This window comes from Micromonospora sp. NPDC047620, assembly GCF_043205005.1.
GTDB lineage: Bacteria > Actinomycetota > Actinomycetes > Mycobacteriales > Micromonosporaceae > Micromonospora.
Genome location: NZ_JBIDDG010000018.1, coordinates 115818 through 135424 on the forward strand (window position 1 = coordinate 115818; position 19607 = coordinate 135424).

Here is a 19607-nt window from a genome sequence, read left to right on the forward strand (position 1 = left end):
ACCCTATCGGGGATCAGCCAGCATGAACAGCCCGAATGCTTTGCGGGGTGAGCATCGAATTCTCCGATGCTCACCCGCGTTCGCCGCGCAGGCCTTGGCAGGCACCCGTTCAGGTGCCGCGTAGCTGGATCTCGCGCCCGTGCCACCTGGAGCGCAACCACCGGTCGTGGCTGGCGACCACGACGGCGCCGGGGCTGCCGCCGAGGGCGTCCTCCAGCTCGTCGCAGAGTCGGGGCGAGAGGTGGTTGGTGGGCTCGTCGAGCAGCAGCAGGTCGGGTGGGTCGGCCACCAACAGGGCCAGGGCGAGCCGGCGTCGCTGGCCGACCGACAGCTCGCCGATCGGCCGGCGCGCGTCGTGGGCGGTGAGCAGGCCGAGGTCGTCCAGCGGTACGGCGTCGGCGCGCACATGGCCCAGGACGTCGGCGTAGATCTTCTCGGCGGTGCGCTCGGGCCGGTCGAACACCGTGTCCTGTGTCAGTACGCCGATGCGCAGGTCGGGGCGGCGCCGGACGTGACCGGCCGGGTCCAGCCGGCCGGCGAGGACGGCGAGGAGCGTGGACTTGCCCGCACCGTTGGCGCCGGTGACCAGCAGCCGGTCGGTGGCGGCGAGGTCGAGACGGTCGAGGGTGAGTCGGCCGGGTATCCGCACGTGACGCAGGCTGACGAGGGTCCCGTCGGCGGTGGCGGTGGCGAGCGCGGTGGCGCGGAACCGCAGCGGTTCGGGTGGTGCCGCGACGGCGGTACGTTCGAGGTCGTCGAGCCGGCGGCCGGCGGCGCGTACCCGTCGGGCGATCTGGTTCTGCACCCTGCCGGCGGTGTGGCCGTATCCCATCTTCTCGTTGTCGCGCCGGTCCCGGCCCGGCGCGACCTCGTGCGCGGTCACCGCGAGCTGCCGGCGCAGCTCGGCCAGTTCCTCCTGCTGTTCGGCGTGGCGTCGCTGCCAGCGCTCCCGCTCGTTGCGCTGGTGAACCAGATAGTCGCGGTAGGTGCCGCCGAAGCGGACCGGGCCGGCGACAGCGGGGTCGAGGTCGATCAGGTCGGTGCAGACCGCGTCGAGGAAGGCCCGGTCGTGGCTGGCCACGACGACGGCTCCGGGCAGGTCGCGCAACTGCTGCTCGAGAAAGGCCGCCGCGGCGTCGTCGAGGTGGTTGGTGGGTTCGTCGAGCAGCAGCGCCGAGGGCCGGCGGATGAGCAGGGCGGCGAGCGCCAGCCGGCCGCGCTGGCCGCCGGAGAGCGCGGCGAGCGCCCGGTCCGGTGCCACATCGCCGAGACCGAGTGCCGCGAGGACCATGCCGGCGCGTCGCTCGGCGTCCCAGGCGTCGATGTCCTGGGCGCGGTCGAGCAGATCGCCGTACTCGGCGAGCAGCCGCTCGTGGTCGGGTGTGTCGTCGGCGGTGCGGGCGAGCTGGTCGGCGAGCCGATCGAGGTCGGTGCGGACGGCACGGGCCTCGCGCAGGGCGTCGTCGCGTACGTCCGCCACGGTCGCGGTCGGGTCGTAGGGAGCTTCCTGCGGCAGGTATCCGAGGTCCGGTGGGCGAACGACGGTGCCGGCGTCCGGTTCGTCCGCACCGGCGAGCAGGCGGAGCAGGGTGGACTTGCCGGTGCCGTTCTCGCCGATCAGGCCGATCCGGCGGCCGGGGGCCGCGGTGAGGGAGACCCCGTCCAGCACGCGACGGCTGCCGCGGGTGTGGACAAGGTCGTGAGCGAGCAGTGCTTCGGGCATGGAGGGTCACCTTCGGGGTGCTCCGGGCCACGGGCCGGCACGGCCCGTGGCCCGGAGCAGGGCGGAGTCGGCGGTCAGGCGCGGTCGGGTGCGGGGATCTCGCGCAGGTGACCGCCATCGAGGCGGAGCCACCGCTGCACACCGATGTCGGTGAGGAACCGTTCGTCGTGGCTGACCACCACGAACGCACCCCGGTAAGCGGTCAGGGCGCTTCCCAGTTGGCCCACGCTGACCAGGTCGAGGTTGTTGGTGGGTTCGTCCAGCAGCAGCAGGTGGGGTGCCGGCTGGGCGTAGAGGACGCAGGCGAGGGTGGCGCGCAGCCGTTCGCCGCCGGAGAGCACGCCGGCCGGGAGGTGGGCTCGGGCGCCGCGGAACAGGAACCGGGCGAGCAGGTTCATCCGTTCGGCCTGCGGCCGGTCGGGGGCGTACGCGGCGAAGTTCTCCGCGACCGTCCGGTCGAAATCCAGCAGGTCCAGGCGTTGCGACAGGTACGCGACGCGGCCGGCGGCGCGGTGCACCTGCCCGGCGTCCGGCTGGAGTTCACCCTGCAACAGACGCAGCAGGGTGGACTTCCCGGCGCCGTTGGGGCCGGTCAGCGCGATCCGCTCCGGTCCCCGGATGGTCAGGTCGGCGCCGTCGCCGGCGAAGACGGCCCGGTCGCCGTGGTAGACCTGCATATGCTCGCCGGCGAACACGGTGCGGCCGGCGGGAACGGTGGTGTCGGGCAGGTCCAGGGTCAGGGCCTGGTCGTCGCGCAGCGTCCGGCTGGCCTCGTCGAGCCGGGTCTGGGCCTCGCTGACCCGGTTGGCGTGTGCCTGCTGTGCCCGGCCGGCCGACTCCTGGGCGCTGCGCTTGAGCCCACCGGCGACGATGCGGGCCAGGCCGGCGTTGCCGAGGTTGCGGGCGGCGTTGCTGGCCCGGCGGTCGGCCCGCTCCCGGGCCTGCTGCATCTCCCGCTTCTCCCGCTTCACGTCCTGCTCGGCGCTGCGCACGGTCCGCTCCGCCGCCTCGCGTGCCACGCGCGACGCCTCCTCGTACGCGGTGAAGTTCCCGCCGAACAGGCGCACCTCACCACGGTCGAGTTCGGCGATGCGGTCCATCCGGTCCAACAGGACCCGGTCGTGGCTGACCACCAGCAGACACCCGGACCAGCCCTCCAGCACCTCGTACAGCCGGTGCCGCGCGTCGATGTCGAGGTTGTTGGTCGGCTCGTCGAGCAGCAGCACGTCCGGGCGCCTGAGCAGCTGCGCCGCCAGGCCGAGCGACACCACCTGCCCGCCGCTGAGAGTGCGCAGACGCCGGTCCAACCCCACGTCCCCGAGGCCCAGCCGGTCGAGTTCGGTGCGGCTGCGCTCCTCCACGTCCCAGTCGTCCCCGACGGCGGTGAAGTGCTCCTCCGCCGCGTCACCCGCCTCGATGGCGCGCAGTGCCGCGAGGGTCGCGTCGACCCCGAGCACCTCCGCGACGGTCAGGTCACCGGCCAGGGGCAGGTCCTGCGGAAGGTAGCCGAGCACACCCTCGACCGTCACGCCGCCACCGGTCGGGGTGAGGTCGCCCGCGATCAGACGGAGCAGGGTCGTCTTGCCGGCGCCGTTCGGCGCGACCAGGCCCGTACGGCCGGGCGGCACGGTGAAGGACAGGTCCCGGAAGACCGGAGTGTCGTCCGGCCAGGAAAAGGACAGGTTCGTACAAACAATGCAGACGTCAGACATCGGGGAGACACCCTCGGAAAGAGAGCCGGGGACGCGACAGACGCCCCGGTCGGGCAGACAGGTCTACGACGAGACACGCCGCACCGGCGCAGGCCGGCAGCAGGCGGCCGGGGCCGCTCACCCCGAGATGTCGTCGTCCCCCGTCACCACAGTCCGCTCCCTCGCACTCTCATCGCGGTCTCCGCCGCGCAGCACCAGCTTAACAACTTCCAGAGTGGCACCGGTACGGCAACTGCCTCGCAGGAGAAACGCCTGGGCTTGGGCCGATGATCCGCGAAGCCACCGCCTGAGCGCGTCTACGAGACGACGGGGGTGGTAGCGGTTGCATCAGATGCGGTGGTGCTCGTACCCGACGTGCCTGCTGGAAAGCGAAGGGCGGGATGGGAAACCATCCCGCCCTTCTACGTGAACGGCCCTCATAGGCCGGTGGAAGACACGTCAGACTGCGGGCGTCTCGTCCCCACGGACCATCGGGACCGCGCGGCGGCGCCGGGCGAGGAGCACCATGATGCCGCCACCCGCCACCATGGCGAGACCGGCTCCGGCGATCAGACCGGACTGCGGCCCGGTGATCGGCAAATCACCCCCGCCGCCACCGCTGCCGCCGTCATCGTCGCCGCCCCCGCCACTGCCGCCCGCGGCGACCACGACGGCGAACCCGTCCTCGTTGTCGCTATCGTCCACGTCGGCTGCCCGTACGGCGACGGCGTTCGCCGGAAGTTCTGCATGCTCCGGGCCGGAGCGGGTGTCCGTTCGCTCGGTCAAGCCCTCGACCCGCACAGTCCCGCCCTTTAAGGTGACGGGTGCCTTGATGGAGGTCGACGCCGTCGCCAGATTGTGCAACTCGACAGCGGAGTAGATGCTGTCATTCGGGTCGGTGTCCTGGCTGGCCGGTACGAGCGCGAGCGTGTCGTAGGTGCAGACCGCTGACCGCCCGCCGTCGCCGACCGCGCACTCCTTCGGCGGTCGGGTGAACGTCACACCCTTGGGCAGGTGCAGCGTGGCCTTGACGCCGCTGACTGCCTTCCGGCCCTGGTTGACGACCCGGTACCGCACCGCGCCCGTCTCGCCCGGGTTCAACGGCCCGGTGGATGCGAGCCGGCCGCCCGCACCGACCCGCACCGACTGCTTCACGTCCGGCGCCACCACCGACAGGTCGGCTTCGGGATCGTCGACCAACTTGAGCGTGATCCATTTGCTGGCAAGTGGGGTCCTTTCCTCGCCCCAGGCCATGCCGGCCTCGACGTGGAACCTGCCGTCGTAGGGCTTCTGTTTCTCGTAGATACGAATATCGATGGGCAGATCCACCGTCCCGCCGGGTGCTGGCAGCAGCTCCGGAAACAGGCTCGATTCGATACGGCAGTACCAACCCGAGGGGTCGCCGTCACACTCACCGGAGCCACCGCCCTCCGGCCAGATGAGTGATGCTTTGGACGAGTCCAGTTCGAGGGAGCGGACGTAGAAAATGACCTCACTCGGGGTCTTGTCGGTCAGATTGGTGAGTCTCAGGTGGACCCTCTTCCTTTCGACCCCCAGCGGAATCGTCGTACCGGCCAGATCGAACGTGAACTTCGCACCCGTGTCCGCCGCCGAGGCGGGACCGGCGGGGGTAGCCATCCCGGCAAGGAGGAGCAGCGCGGCGGCGGCAGTTCGCACCAGCCATCGATGACCGAAGGCCATAGCAGCACCCTTCAGGTGAGCGGACGGTATGGCCGAGGACACTATCCGCAATGGACGTGCATCGGTATCCTCCGCTCATCCCCCACCTCGGCGAGGGCCGGATCGGCGCGGCGGAGATGGCCACGGCGAGGATTATCGTCCGCGGCACCGTGGGCGGCGCGGGGTGCTTCGGTCGGATCGGTCAACCACCAGCCGGTTATGCCAGTGGCCACCCGGTCCCGGCCGATCTTGCGCCGCTGCCGTGAGATGACGCTGCCCACCGCCAGGGCGTTCTTCGGGCGCGCCCTGGCGCTCATCCCGTCCCGGACCTGTGCGCCGCTACGAGGTTCGCCCTGCGCATCGATCAGCACCTGCAACGCCTCGGCCTGCTGGGGACTCAGCTTGACGGGGGCGTTCCGCCCGGCCAGTCAGGTTTCGCTGGTCGTGCGCTCCAATCGCACGCCGGCCCACTCCGCCGCACGCGGCCGGGGCTTCGCCGGGCCGGCCAGCCACCAGCCGCCTCCGCCTGTGATGATCCGGTCAGGCCCGAGGCGTTCCCGGAGGTGATGGATGAGCACGCCCACCGCGGCGATCGTGGCGGGCCGGTCATGCGGTGGCAACGACGACCAGATCCCACTCCTGCTGCGCGGCACTCCCCGCGCCTCGACGAGTACCCGCAGCACGGCGAACTCCTGCGGGCCGAGCCGGATGAACCGAGCCGGCCCGTCGAGGACGTACCGATGCTCGACATCGAGTCGGAGGCTGCCGAACGACAGCACGTCGGTGCCGTCGACCGGTTCCGGCACGATCGGATCCCGCACCCACCAGCCGTCCGCCCCGGTGAGAATGCGTGCGGCACCGATCTTCTTACGGATGTGGGCGATCACCACGCCGATCTGGGCAGCTGTCGGCGGCCGATACCCGCGCGGCATGGCGGCCCAGATCGCCTCCCGGCTGAGGGGCGTCCCCCGCGCCGTGATCAGGACGGCCAGCACGGCGACCTGCTGGCCACTGAGCATGACCGCGCTGGACTCAGCGTGCAGGCGGACCAGGCCGGTGGACGTCTGCAACTCCAGCCCGGCGTAGCACAGCGGGACATCCAGCACGGGTATGGACAGCGGACGCCGGCCGGTGCTGGTCCGCGGGCGCCGTCCTTGACGACATCGAGAGATCGCCGACAGCGCGGAGCCTGCCGCCGGAGAAACGTCCTCAGCCGGAAGGCAGCAGGCCGACCGGCCGACCATGGACTGATCAACCACCATGAAGGGCCTCACCATCTGCTGGCCGGCCGCCACTACCCCGACCGACCAGCCTGAACCACAGTCCGTACTCGCGGACGTCGGCGGTCAGGCCGACGGACCGACCAACTGGTACGCCGCTCGGACGGCGGCCACGGCCCAGCGCATGCGGTTGACCGCCTCGACCGGATGGTCGCCGTACTCCTGCGCGACGAGTGCCGCGCAACCGGCCGCCCGGTGCCGGCTGACGCTGTTCAGCACCGCCTGCCGGATCTGTTCGGGCGTCGGATCCTTCGACGGTTGGAGCGTGGAGGCGAAAAGCGCCTCCGCCCTGGCACTGAGCAGTTCCGACGGGCTCATCACCGGCTCCTTTCCGGTAGGTGGCGGCCATGCCCGCGAGGCAGATCCGGCACCGGGCGCACCACCACCGAGGTCGCACGCACGAGATGCGGGGCTGGCCGATCGCCTCGGGCGACCGGCGTACCTCGGGCAGCCGACGGATTCGCCGAACGGCGGTGCCCGGGGTGGGTCGGCGGGGTCCGGCCCCACCCCGGGCCCGGTATCCGGGGTGCGCGCCCCCTGCGTCGTGCCCGGCGCGCACCCCGTGATTCACCTTTCGCTACTTGCCTGACCCGGCGAGGACGCCCTGCACGAAGTAGCGCTGGAAGGCGAAGAAGACCGTGAGCGGCACGAGCATGGACAGGAACGCGCCGGGACCGATCGTGTCGAGGTTGGACGAGAACGACCGCATCTGCTCCCGCAGGGCGTAGGTGATCGGGGCGTTGTCGGAGGTGGCGAAGACGAGCGCGACCAGCAGGTCGTTCCAGACCCACAGGAACTGGAAGATGGCCAGCGAGGCGATGGCCGGCCAGCCGATCGGCAGCACCACGCGGACGAAGATGAGCATTTCCCGGGCGCCGTCGATGCGGGCCGCCTCGAGCAGGTCGCGCGGGATGTTCAGGAAGAAGTTCCGCAACAGGAAGATCGCGAACGGCAACCCGAAGGCCACGTGGAAGGCAACCACCGCCGGGATCTCGCCGTAGATGCCGAGGGCCCGGAAGATCCGTGCGTCCGGCACGATCGCCACCTGGATCGGCACGACGATCAACGCGACGACCAGCGCGAACAGCCAGTCCCGGCCGGGGAAGTCCATCCAGGCCAGGGCGTACGCGCCGAGCGCGCCGAGCAGCACCACGAGCAGGGTCGACGGCACGGTGATCAGCACCGTGTTCCACAGCGATTCGACGATCCGCTCGTTCTGCAACACCTGGGCGTAGTTGTCGAGGGTCAGTTGGGCCGGTGCGGTGAAGACCGTCCACCAGCCGGTGGCGCTGTTGTCGGCGCTGCTACGCAGGCTCGCCACGGCCAGACCGAAGGTCGGCAGCAGCCAGAAGACGCCGATCAGGACCACCAGCAGCCGCAGCAGCGCCTTGCCGAACCGCATCATGAACCGGGTCCACGGTCCCGGCCGCGGCCGGCCGCCCCGCGCGGTACCGGCGGGTATCAGTTCCGGTACGGCGTCGATGGTGGCGTGGCTCATCAGCTATCCCTCCTCAGGCGCCGGATGTTGAACAGCATCGCGGGGAGCACCAGGGCGAACAGCAGGACCGCGAGGGCGCTGCCGAGCCCGTAGTCCAGGCCGCCGCCGAAGGACACCCGGTACATCTCCAGGGCGACCACGGTCGCGTCGTCCTGGGACGACTCGGGTGCGAGCACGTAGACGAGGTCGAAGATCTTCAGGACGTTGATGGTCAGGGTGACCAGGACCACGACGAGCACCGGCCGGACCAGCGGCACGGTCACGTGCCGGAAGGTCTGCCACTCGCTCGCGCCGTCCATCCGGGCCGCTTCGAGTGCCTCCCGCGGCAGGGCGGCCAGCCCGGCCGACACCAGCACCATGGCGAAGCCGGCCCAGATCCAGATGTACGCCCCGATGACGGCGGGAGTGATGAGTGATGGCCCGAGCCAGGTGACGCCGCTGAACGGTTCGGTGAAGTTGTCGGCGGGCAGCCGGATGACGTATGGGCCGGAGGTGAGTTCGGGGAACGCGAACCGCCCGGCGGTGTCGGTCCGGGTGGTGGCGACCACCCTGCCCCCGTCGGCCACCGCCTCGACGGTCATCTGGGGCAGCCCCACCTCGCCAGGGTCGACGGTCCCCGCCTGGCCGCCGCCGCCGCGGGTGAAGTCGAGCCACACCACCCCCTGCAGTCCGGGGCCGCCGGTGGGTGCCGTGGCCGGCTTGGCGTCGGTCGGGATCCGGTCCGGCGGCAGACCCACGAGGGCAAGGTGGACGGGTTCACCCGGGTTCACCGGCCCCCTGGACTCGAAGCCGCCGTTCATCGGCGCCAGCTCGCCCTGCTCTCGGGCATCCATGCCGTGGTAACGCGACGGGGACTCGAAGGCGTCGTGCACCGACACGGCGACCGCGTTGAGCACGCCGCGGTCCGGGTTCTCGTCGTAGACCAGCCGGAAGGTGACGCCGGCGGCCAGGAACGAGATGGCCATCGGCATGAACAGGACTGCCTTGAGCACGGCCGACCGGCGCAGCCGCTCGGTCAACACCGCGAAGATCAGCCCGAGGGTGGTGGCCACGGCCGGCGCCACGATCACCCAGACGAGGTTGTTCAGGATGGCTCGCCGGGTGTTCGGCGAGGTGAACATGGTGACGTAGTTGTCGAGGCCGACGAACCTCGATCCGTCACCGCTGCGGAAGCTGAGCCACAGCGTGTAGACGATGGGATAGCAGACCAGCACCAGCAGCAGCACCAGGGCGGGGCCGAGGAAGAGCGCGACCATCAGGCGGGTCTCCCGCGACCGTCGGCGGGCCGCGGTCCCGGCGGCGGTCCGTGGGCCGCCGGGGGCGTCCCGGTGGCCCGGGCCACCGGCGGCGTGCCGTGAGCCGCCGGGGCCATCGGCCACGCTCGCCCGGCCGATCGTTGTTCGGGCAGGGGACGGACGGATGCCCTGGGCCGGGTCGGGCGTGATCGTCATCAGTTGCCTCCGAAGTCCTTCTTCGCGGCGGCCTCGAGCTGCTGGGCCAACGCCTCAGGGGCGATCGGCTTGGCCAGGAAGTCCTGCAGCAGCACCCACAGGTGGGCACTGGTCCCACCACCGAACGTCTGCGGCGTGAGGTCCGACAGGTCGAAGCGCAGCGATTCGGCCTTCACCACCGCCTCGGCGAGTTCCCGGGTGGTGTCGTCCGCGTACGTCGCGACGTCCAGTCCCGAGTTCGCCGAGATGAACCCGCCCTTGGCCGCCATGATCTTCGCCGCCTCGGGCGAGGCGAGGAAGGCCATCAGTGCGTTCGCCTCAGGCGTGTCCTTGAAGGCGACCGCCTGGTCGCCCGCCGTCACCACCGCCGGCTTCGAGCCGTCGACCGACGGCCAGGTGAAGAACTTCGCCGACTCGCCGACCTTCAACTCACCCAGCTTGTTGATCTCTGAGGCGACGAAGTCACCCTCGAACAGCATCGCTCCCTTCGGCGACTTGCCGAACACGTCGGCGATCGCCTGCGTGAAGGTGGTCTGCGTCGGGTTGCCGGCCAGGAAGCGCGGCGTACGCCAGTAGTCGGCCAGCAGGGTCAGCGTCTTGACCACGCTGGGGTCGGTCCAGGGAATCTCGTGCTTGGCCAGCTTGTCGTACATTTCCGGGCCGGCGACCCGGAGGTAGGTGTTCTCGAACCAGTCGGTCAGCACCCACCCGTCGCCACCGGCGGCCACCATGGGCGTCACCCCGGAGTCGGCGAGCGCGGCGGAGACCGTCTTGAGCTCGTCCCAGGTCTTCGGCGGCTGCACCCCGGCGTCGGTGAAGCTGTCGACCCGGTACCAGATCACCGACTTGTTGGCCACCTTGAAGTAGACGCCGTAGAGCTGCCCGTTCACGGTGCCCAGTTCCTGCCAGGCAGGGCTGTAGTTGGCCTTGATCGCGGCGGCCGCGTCACCGGTCAGCGGCTTGATCGCACCCCGCTTCACGAACTCGGCCACGACCCCGGGCTGCGAGATCAACGCGACATCCGGCGGCGAACCCCCGGCGATCCGGCTGTTGAGCAGCACCGGCAGATCGTTGCCACCGGAGGTGTACTTCACCGTCGCGCCGGTCTTGGCGGCGAAGGCGTCCAGCACCGCCTGGAAGTTCGCCTGCTCGGCACCGGACCACGTGGCCGCCACCTCGACCGTCTTGCCGGCAAGGTTCGCGGCCGGCGCGCCGGACGTCGGACCGGCATCGCCACCGCACCCTGCGGCGGTGGCGAGGACCGCCGTCGCCACGGCGAGCGGTACCCATCGTCGTATCATGGACCCTCCTGAATCTGGTCTGCGGATCGGGACTGGACCGGAGCTGGCGACGACCCGCCGCCCGCCCCGCGTTCGGAGTCGACCGCGGTTGAGTGGCAGCTCAACCGCGGTCGACGGACGACGGACGCCGACCCAGGTTCCGGATTGGCGGTCGGCCCGCCGTCATCCGTCCCCATCCGGGTCGGCCTTATCGATCGCATCCGATCAACCGATCGGTGATTGCGCCGAGTCTTCAACACCACCGCGTTTCCCGGAAGTCAACTGGGTGCTACGTGACGGGACCGACGAACACCTCACAAGATCAACTTGTCGGATCCGGCCCCGACCCGTCGGTAACTTTTCGACAGTCCACTCTGAACTGGTAAAACACCGTCCGGATCGGCGCGCCGTCCCAAATTCCGGTAGCACCGGGTCGGTGAACGAACCGTCACGGTGTTGAGATTGGCCACCGCTGCTATGTCTGCCCTGTTAACGCGACACTTCTTCCCGACGAAAAAGTCGCATCGAAGTGAGCCAACCGCCGTCCGGATCCGTGCACCTGTTGAGGTCGACCGGCGTGACAGGAGGACAGTGTGGAGGACCTGGCGGGGTACACGGTCGCCGTCCTGTCGGAGCGTCGTCGACACGACCTCGCCACCCTGCTGGAGGCCACCTCGGCACGGACGATCAACGTACAGGCGGTCCGCTCGGTGGCCCAACCGGTGGCGGAGGCCGTTGCCGTCGCCACCCGCTCCTGCGTCACGGGACCGGTGCACGAGGTCATCGTGTCGTCGGGCCTGGGCCTGCGGGCCTGGCTGCGCGTGGTCCAGCAGACCGGCTATCTCGACGCGCTCATCGACCGGCTGACGCACGCCCGCCTGCTGGCCCGCGACGGGCACGCCGCCGACACGCTGCGGGATCTCGGCCTGAGCCAGATATGGGCAACCGCCTCAACGACCACCGAGGATCTGTTCCGCTACCTCCTCGCCCAGCCGATGATCGGCCGCCGGGTGGTGGCGCAGATCGAGTCGGAGCCACACCGGGAGTACTGCGAGGCCCTACGCCGCAACGGGGCGACCGTGGTCGAGGTCGTCACCAACCGGTTCCTCCCGCCGCTGCGGGTCGACATCCTGCGCCGGCTGTGCGGGGTCATCATCCGGCGGCAGGTCGACGCCGTCGCGCTGACCGGGGCGACCGCCACCGAGAACCTGCTGCGCCAGGCCGAGGCCGACGGCGTACTCGGCGAGGTGCTCAACGCGCTGACCGCCGACATCGTGCCCGCCTGTCTGGGTCACCTGGCGGCGGAGCCACTGCGGGCCTTCGGCCTCAGCGCGTACGTGGCGAACAGTCCCGCCCTGCCGGACCTGGTCAAGGTCCTGGCGAACCAGCTCCCGGGACGGTCGCTCCAACTCGACGTGCAGGGCCACCGGGTGGAGATCCGAAGCCAGGCGATGGTGATCGGCCACCAGGTGATTCCGGTCCAGCCCGGCCCGATCTCGGTGCTACGGGCGCTGGCCCGTCGTCCCGGCCGGGTGCTGTCGCCAGCCGAGATCCGGGCAGCCGCGCCGAGCTGGGCAGACGTCGACGACCACGCCGTCGAGATGGCGGTGTCGCGGTTGCGGCGAGCCTTCGACGACACCCCGCTGCACGGCGTCGACCTGATCCAGACCGTGATGAAGCGTGGTTACCGGTTGGCGGCCTGACCGCCGACGAGGCAGCATCCACGACCGGGACCACAACGGACCCCGGAACCTGTTGGCCGCCATGCACGCCGCCGCCTGGCGATGATGTCGCCGGGCAGTTCCCCCGGAGAAACGAAACCGGCACGGCCTGTGCGAGGTGCTGGTCCAGCACGCAGCCACGGGAACCGACTCAGCACCTCCGCCTGTGACAGGTCACCCGGCAACTACCACTAACCGCGTGCCGCACCGGCCGCATCCGCCAAGAGATCCGCTTCGACCGGCCGGGTCGACGGGATGGTGGTCACCGGAACCGTCGGCGCCTGCTCGCGCATGACGTAGAGGCCCCCCTCCACGTCCACGAGCAGCGTCCCGTGTGGACCGTAGATGACCGCAGTGACGTCGTAGCGGTACTGATGGAACGTCCGCTTCGCCTCCACGTTGCGCTCGTTGACCTCGCTCATCTCGGCCGCGTGGGCTTCGCCGTCCTCGCGATCGACACCGAGGCCGTCGCCGTTCCAGCCGAGCTTCTTGATGCTGCCGGCGGGAGCGCCACCCTGCGGGCCGAACGAGAACTCCCAGCCCGAGGACGAGTCGCCCTTGTTGATCGGGCCCGCCTCGTTCTGCTGGTATCGCCGGGCCTTCTGCTCGAAGGCCAGCGGTCGGCCATCCTTGTCGACATAGATCTCCGCCCGCCGGATGTCCAGCCCGAGAGTGATGCCGATGCCCGGAACCTGGTAGCGATGTTCGAGCAGCGGCTCGAGGCGAGATCGCAGCATCATCTCGGACGCGTGGTGCGCCATCAAGCGGTCGGAATCGCTGCCATCGTGCACGCCAGGCACTCTCCAGGCGCCGTCGGTGCTCAGGTCCAAGCCCTGACGCAGCCGCGGCGGTTGGGTGGTCAGCGCCGCCCAGCGTTCGAATTCCCGGGCCGCCCGGTTCAGCCGCCACGGATGGACGTTGCGGTCATTGATCAGGTCGTTGTTCAGGTCGTTGTTCAACCGAGGCGGGGTGGGGCCGGACTCCACCCATCGAGGTACCGGCCGGCCGGCGCCGGTCAGGGCCGGAGCCGGAGCCGGGCCCAGCCCCTGCCAACTCCCCGGCTGTTCGGCCGTCGGCCGGGTCAGGTATCGCGGCACGATGAGCCGGACGTCCCCAGTGACCTGAATCTGCTCCTGCCAGCCGATCCCGGGGAGGTTGTGCCAGAGGTCGCGGACCGACCGTTCCAGGTTCGGCTGCCAGAGGCCGGCGAGCCAGGCGCCACCGAACAGCACGTTGCGCGCTGAATCAAGCATGAACGTGACCGCTTGGGGCAGCTCCGTGGTCAGCGTCATCGCGATGGTGAAGTCCAACGGGTACTCGAACTCATGCGACTTCTTGGGTCCGGTCCGGAAGATGTCCTTGGACTCGGACTGCATGCCGCGTTCACTGGACTCCGAGCTCTCATGCCCGTAGTCACCATGCCCGCCGAGGACCCTGCCCTGATCGTTCCACGCGCCACGGCCGGAGAAGGTGACCTCCCCACCCCACGACCATCCGGAGGTGTCCGTGTTGGACTGGGCGTCGTGCGTCTCGCCACGCAGGGTGAGGCTGACCTGCTCTCGCGGGCGGTCGCTGGACGGCGCGGCGGACGGGGTGGCGCTGACCCGCACCCACAGGTATTGCGTGGTGTGGTAAGGCGTGGGCACCGGGAACCAGCCGTACACGCCCTGGCCGGACAGCGGAAGGTACTGCGGCTCCAGGTTGCGGGAGGAGAATCGCTTCACCAGCGCGCGCCGCAGGTGGTCGGGGATACCCTCGCCGGAGGCGAACAGGCCACGCTGGCGCAGCCGTTGCAGGATCGTGTCCAGCACGGCGTTGGCCCGCAACCGCTCGGGGTGCCCCACGGCGGGCAACAGCTCAGGGTCGATGATCTCGCGCGATGACGCCGAGTCCGGCGCCGGTGTCCGGGGACGGTCCAGCCCCAGATCCTCGGCCGCACGATCGGTCGCCAGGAGATCCACCGCGTCGTCGACGTCCAGATAGACGGGAGCGGTGGCCGTGGTCTCGCCGTCCTTGGTGCGCAGGGCGGTGACCTCGAAGACCACCCGGCCGTGGTAGGCGTGGACGACGTCGTTGTAGGTGGCCCGGGTGATGTCGATGGCGCCGTAGTCCTTGCCGTCCGAGCCGCCGAACGAAACCCCACCCTCGACGTACAGGCCGCCGCCGACACGGCCGCGCTCGTGGGCCTTGTCCGAGTCGCCGCTGTCCGAGTCGCCCTTCTTCGCGGTCGTTGCGTGGTTGAGATACTGGCCCCCGACACCGGCCTTGCCGCCGAAGCTGAGCTCGTTGCTCGTCCCGGCGGCGTGACTGATCGCCGACTGCCGGTACTGCTCGAGTTCGACACCGTTCGCGCTGTCGATGCCGTCGCTGCTGTACTGGTATTCCAGACCCGCCGCGAAGAACCGCTCCCGGACCCGGATGACCTGCTGGTACCCGTCGTGGCCGGGCAGTTGCAGCTCCCACCCGTGCTCCTCGACCGCCTCCGGGAACCCACCGGCCAGTTCCGTGCTGGCGCCGAGATCGAAGATCGCGTCGGGCCAGTTCATCGGCTCGTTGAACCACTCGTCGGAGAGGCCGTTCAACTGCTGGTACAGCCGCGCCGCGGTGGCTGGCAGCTCGGGTACGTGCCGGAAGGCCGCATACAACCCGGCGCTGCCCTGGACGTCCAACGGCAGGTGCGGCGGTTGGTCAGCCGGTGCCCACGCGGCCTCGGGTCGCGGGTTCGGGCGGGTAACGCCCGCGCCGTCGAGCTGCGCCGGCGTAATGGCCCGCTCCTCGCCGGTGCGCGGATCACGCGGCACATGCTCGACCGGTACCGCGATGTGGGTCGCCACCTCGCCGCCGCTTTCAGCACCGATCAACCAGGTCTCGCGGGGTCCCCAGCCGCTGTCTGTCTGCTCGCGGATCATAACCTCGAACACCGTGCGGTAGCGATGGTCGACGACGTCTCCGACGGTCTCGGTCCGGCGGTACTCCTGTACCACCTGGCTGAGCTCGTGCTCGCTTGCTCGTGCGTGCTCCGCCGTGACGCCGAGCCTCGGGAAGAACACCCTCCCCTGGTGTTCCGTCCCGTTCTCCGGCGCCTGCTCGTTCTGGTCGGACTGCTGGGTGCTGCCCGCCGGATTCGACACCCGGCCACCCCACCGGCCGCTGAGGCTGCCCTCGGTCGACCGGGAACCCGACGTGGTGGCTCCGGTCAACGCGCGGGCATTGACCGTCATCGGGTATTCCGGACTGTCCAGCAGTTCCCTCCGGTGCTCGGTCACCATGACCTGGTACCGCTCGCGGCCGACCCGCACGGTGAACTTCTTTCCGGCCTGCGTCCGCGTCGGATCGGCCTCCATCGCGGCCCGACCCACCTTCGCCAGGATGGTGCGGCGCGCCACGGCGCCGATATCGGCGCGCCCCGACTTCTGTCGCAGCACCGACTGCACCAGGTCGGCGACCTGTTCTGCCCCGGGCATGTTCGCCGCGATCCCCAGCCCCTGGCCGCGCCGCATGGCCAGCGCCAGCGGCTCCCGGGGGGCCGGGCCAGCGGGAGGCACGTAGGAATGCCGCGCCTGCGGCGCCCAGGGCAGCGGCGGCGACAACCAGTTGCCGATGTCGCCTGCCGGTGCCGGAGCCGGTGGGGGGGCCGCGACAGCCGGCGTGATCAGCGCCCGCGGCCGCCCGGTACCCGGCCCACCGAATTCAGGGGTGAAGACCGTCCCGAAGACGCTGCGCTCGAACTGCTGCGCCTCGCTCAACGGCACGCCCAGTTCCCCGACCACCTGCCGGGTCACCGGTATCACCGAGGAATCGCCATACGTGGTCAACGTGACGTCGAACACCACCCGGTAACGAGCCTGGTCTTCCTTGCGGTTCAGCACCGTGTGGTTCAGGACCTTGCCGCCCACCTCCAGCGCGGACTCGCGTTCGGACTCGCCGCCGAAACCGAACGAGAAGGCACCGGTCGTCTTGTCGGCGGCCTCCTCCCGGCCACTCGGGTCGGTCGCCGCGTGGGTCAGTCCGAGAAGCGCCGCGTCCGCCGCGAGGCCGGTGCCGCTCGTACCCGACACCTCCTCCCCGGAGGTCGCGATCACCCCGAGGTCGTCCCGTACCGTGACGCCCTCGGTGATCTCCACCAGCTGCAACTCCCGCATGACCGCGGTCGTGGCGACGTAGCCGCGGAACCTGCCGATCGTGAGCCGCTCGTCGATCGTGTCCGTCATGTCCCCGTTCGACAGCATCCACCGGCTACGGTTGCGGGTCGTCCGCTCGTTGAGCAGTTGGCGGGTGACCTTCGCGGCGACGCCAGCCGCGGTGTCGGCCGGCAGGGCGGCCGCCAATACCTGGTGCCAGCCGGTCACGAGTGGGGTCAGGTCGATCGCGTTGAGCACGTCGCGGGCCTGCGGCGTCGACCGCGTCGGCGGCTCGGGTGGCGACGGCGCGAGCTGGGCTGCCCGGTTCGGCGCGGCGCTGCCGTTGGCGTACAGGGTCGGCAGGGAGATGTCGAGGAGGCCGTTCTCGGCCGGCACCGACGGCCGTCCCCACTCGACGCCGTTCACGAAGACCTGGAACGACACCCCGCTGGTGAACGACGTCGAGGCGGTCACGAACATCTTCCGGCCCCAGATGACCCGGGTCTCCTGGGACATCGCGTGTTGGCGATCGCCCTTGATCGACAGCGTGGGGATGCCCGCGATCAACCTGGACGCTCGCCCGGTCGAGATGTCGAAGGTTTCCTCCAGTCCACCGTCGGACTTCCGTCCGCTGGACACGGACGTGCCGTTGCCGACCTTGGTCGAACCGAAGGAGACTCCGAACACCCGCGGGCCCCCGGCATTCCCGGCGGGTGCCGGTCGCGGATCGTGCGGCACGGGACGGATCCACACCAGCCGGCCGCCCGCACTGAGCGTCTCTCCGGAGAACAACGCCTGCTCCCAGCGCTCACGGTGTTCCTCGACGGCACGGGGGTCCCGCTGGTCCGGTGCCGTCAGTAGCGTGTGCAGCGCCGCCGACACCCGCGCGCGGATGGCCGCCTCCTGGGTGGCGGTGCCCAGGTCCAGCCGGTCGGTCGTGCCCATCTCGATGTCGTCGGCTGCCCCGGTCGACCACCCTGACGGCAGGTCGTCCATCAACTGCGCAACGGTCTCCGTCACCTGCTGCGGCGTCAGGTGCCGCACCGCCGAGACGGTCAGCTCACCGAGGGCACCGTCGGCGAAGTACCACGGCGTTGCCGGCTCGGGCTCCCTGGCCTTCCCCTTGGCCGCCGCCCCAGTTGCGTTGGCCTGATCCCGCTCCTCGACCGCACGCTCCCAGACCGTACGCGCATCGGACGCCGCATTCCGGGCGCGGTCGAGCCGCCCCTGGGAGCGTGCGACGTTCCGCTCCAACCGGGTCCGTTCCGCCGTACGCGCCGCCGCGTCGACCGCGTCCGCCAGCTCGGCCTGACGCCACGTCTCCGCCTGCCGCTCCGCGTTGTCGGCGTCCCGCCGCTCCGCCTCGACGCGCTCGCGTTCCTCCTCGACCGCCCGCAGGTCGGCCCGCTGCCGCTCGTCCTCCTGCCGCCGCGCGTCCTCGTCCGCCCGTACCCGTTCGGCCTCCGCCAGTTCGGCTTCCTGCCGGCCCTCCTCCCACCGCCGCTGCGCCTGCTCGGCCAACTGGTCGTCGGCGCGCTGCTCGTCCTGCCGGACCTTCGCCGCCTCCGCGGCCAGCTCGCGCTCCCGGGCGCGCCATTGCGCTGCCGCGGCGGCCGCGCGCCGTTGCTGCTCCCGCTCCGCCGCCAGGTGCTGCTGCCCGGGGTCCTGGTCCGCCAGCTGTCGCTGCGCCTCATCCGCCGCGGCCTGCGCCTCCTGCTCCTGGCGCCGTTGCTCCTGCCGGTCGGCCTCTGCCTGCGCGGCATCGCGTACTGCCTTCCGGACCGCCAGCGCCCGCTGTACGCCCTGCCACGTGTCCCACCGCTCCTGCTCGTCTCTCCGGGCCTGTTCGCGTGCCGCCGCCCGCTCGCGTACCTCCTGGCTCGCCACCAGGCGCTGCGCCGCCCGGGTAGCTGCCTCCTGCCGGGCCACCTCCCGCTCATCGGCCCGCTGGGCCGCGAGCTGCTCGGCAGCCTCCCGCGCCGCGTCCCGCTGCCGGATCCGCTCCGCCGCGCGGTCCGCCGCCGCTGCCCCGCCGGCCCGCAACCCCTGTAGGCCGTCCGTCCACTGCTGTACCGCCGTCCGCCAGTCCGCCTCCCGGGTGGCGGCGTCCTGCTCCAGCGCCTGTCGCCTCCGGTCAGCCACCCGCACGGCCCGCCCCAGCAACTGGTGCCCGCGCCGTTCCACTGTTCCGCGCTGCCGTTCCAGCTCAGCGACCCGGTCCTGGGCCCTGGTGAGCCGCTCCCACGCCGCACGCTCCACCGCTTGCGCGGCATTACCGCTGGCAGGCGTCTCACCGCCGTTGGTCGGGGTCTCATCGGCGCTGGTCGGGGTCTGCGTCACGCGCGCCGGTGGCACGGCCGCGCGGGCGTCGACCTGGCGCGCCAGGGCCTCCCGAGCGGTGGACAGCTCGCTCCGCGCTGCGGCGAGGTCACTCTCGACGGCAGCGGTCGTGTCCCGGATGCTGGCCAGTTCCCGGGTCAGCCGTTCGACCTCCGGCGGGTTCCCGACCGGCGTCGCCTCCACGTCGCCGCCCTTGCCGTCAATGCTGCTGCCCGTCGCGGGTGACGCGGGGCCGCTACCCCCGTCCACACCGGCCAGATCCACGGCGTCGACCGGGCCATCCACGGAGCCGGCTTGGGGGCCCCATTCCATCGCCGCCGGCCGACCAGGCAACGAACCGGGCGACAGGTCCAAAGACTCAGACTCAGACTCCGACTCCGAGCCGGACGGCTCTGACCCGGACGACCCAACCGGCCGCGCCAACGTGGGAGCCACGAACGACTCCTTCACCGCCAGAAACTCGCTGATCTCCCAGTCCGTGAACCCAGGCGCGTGGAGACGAGCATCACCGACCGGCCTGGTCCTCTTCAGGGAAGCATTGGGCGAATCAGGGTGCGGAATCCCAGCGTAATGCTTGAGCTCATGCCCATACCAGTCAGGAGGAAGACCCTCATACCAACGGTCCTGCGTGTGCCGACCCGCCGACTCATCAGCACTGATCCACACATCCTCGCTCTCCTGCAGAGCACTACCTTCACGGCCGCTGAGCCGCACCCGCGTCCGGACATCCCTGTGGGGCACCGGATCGAACACCACCTCGACCCGCGGCTCACCCCCAGCCCCCACAGCCCGGTTGGTCTCCACAGCCCGGTTGGTCTCCAC

The 19607-nt window shown here is 70.6% G+C and carries 12 protein-coding genes; 2 read left to right on the forward strand and 10 right to left on the reverse strand.

Annotation, left to right across the window (positions count from 1 at the left end; genetic code table 11):
• Positions 1 to 109: 109 nt before the first annotated feature.
• The 9 genes from ACGF5C_RS22455 to ACGF5C_RS22495 all read right to left on the reverse strand — a co-directional run bounded on the left by ACGF5C_RS22455 (position 110) and on the right by ACGF5C_RS22495 (position 10624).
• Complete coding sequence (locus tag ACGF5C_RS22455; RefSeq protein WP_393304449.1) at positions 110 to 1723, reverse strand: ABC-F family ATP-binding cassette domain-containing protein; 1614 nt, start codon at positions 1721 to 1723, stop codon at positions 110 to 112.
• Between the two features lie 74 nt (positions 1724 to 1797).
• Positions 1798 to 3435 (reverse strand): ribosomal protection-like ABC-F family protein, encoded by a 1638-nt coding sequence (gene abc-f, locus ACGF5C_RS22460; RefSeq protein ID WP_393304451.1) that lies wholly within the window; start codon positions 3433 to 3435, stop codon positions 1798 to 1800.
• A gap of 438 nt (positions 3436 to 3873) precedes the next feature.
• Complete coding sequence (locus tag ACGF5C_RS22465; RefSeq protein ID WP_393304453.1) at positions 3874 to 5115, reverse strand: hypothetical protein; 1242 nt, start codon at positions 5113 to 5115, stop codon at positions 3874 to 3876.
• Positions 5116 to 5156: 41 nt separating this feature from the next.
• Positions 5157 to 5465 (reverse strand): hypothetical protein, encoded by a 309-nt coding sequence (locus tag ACGF5C_RS22470; protein ID WP_393304454.1) that lies wholly within the window; start codon positions 5463 to 5465, stop codon positions 5157 to 5159.
• Between the two features lie 57 nt (positions 5466 to 5522).
• Complete coding sequence (locus ACGF5C_RS22475; protein ID WP_393304456.1) at positions 5523 to 6389, reverse strand: winged helix-turn-helix domain-containing protein; 867 nt, start codon at positions 6387 to 6389, stop codon at positions 5523 to 5525.
• A gap of 51 nt (positions 6390 to 6440) precedes the next feature.
• The gene (locus tag ACGF5C_RS22480) at positions 6441 to 6692 is read right to left on the reverse strand and encodes a hypothetical protein (protein ID WP_393304458.1); all 252 of its coding nucleotides are present in this window, start codon (positions 6690 to 6692) and stop codon (positions 6441 to 6443) included.
• 259 nt (positions 6693 to 6951) lie between these two features.
• On the reverse strand, positions 6952 to 7872 hold the full coding sequence (locus ACGF5C_RS22485; protein ID WP_393304460.1) for a carbohydrate ABC transporter permease: 921 nt from the start codon (positions 7870 to 7872) through the stop codon (positions 6952 to 6954).
• Complete coding sequence (locus tag ACGF5C_RS22490) at positions 7872 to 9323, reverse strand: ABC transporter permease subunit (protein WP_393304462.1); 1452 nt, start codon at positions 9321 to 9323, stop codon at positions 7872 to 7874. Before ACGF5C_RS22490 ends, ACGF5C_RS22485 begins: the two co-directional genes overlap by 1 nt.
• A complete protein-coding gene (locus tag ACGF5C_RS22495; RefSeq protein ID WP_393304464.1) occupies positions 9323 to 10624 on the reverse strand; it encodes an ABC transporter substrate-binding protein in 1302 nt (433 codons plus the stop codon). The genes ACGF5C_RS22490 and ACGF5C_RS22495 overlap by 1 nt, the downstream gene beginning before the upstream one ends.
• A 572-nt stretch (positions 10625 to 11196) precedes the next feature.
• Here ACGF5C_RS22495 and ACGF5C_RS22500 point away from each other — a divergent pair.
• A complete protein-coding gene (locus tag ACGF5C_RS22500; RefSeq protein ID WP_393304466.1) occupies positions 11197 to 12306 on the forward strand; it encodes a uroporphyrinogen-III synthase in 1110 nt (369 codons plus the stop codon).
• A gap of 209 nt (positions 12307 to 12515) precedes the next feature.
• On the opposite strand, the gene ACGF5C_RS22505 is transcribed toward ACGF5C_RS22500, so the two are convergent.
• Entirely contained in the window at positions 12516 to 19070 is a 6555-nt protein-coding gene (locus tag ACGF5C_RS22505) for a hypothetical protein (RefSeq protein ID WP_393304468.1), read from the reverse strand.
• A 207-nt stretch (positions 19071 to 19277) separates the two neighbouring features.
• On the opposite strand from ACGF5C_RS22505, the gene ACGF5C_RS22510 reads away from it, so the two are divergent.
• On the forward strand, positions 19278 to 19607 hold a 330-nt coding region (locus ACGF5C_RS22510), incomplete at its 3' end, for a hypothetical protein (protein WP_393304470.1).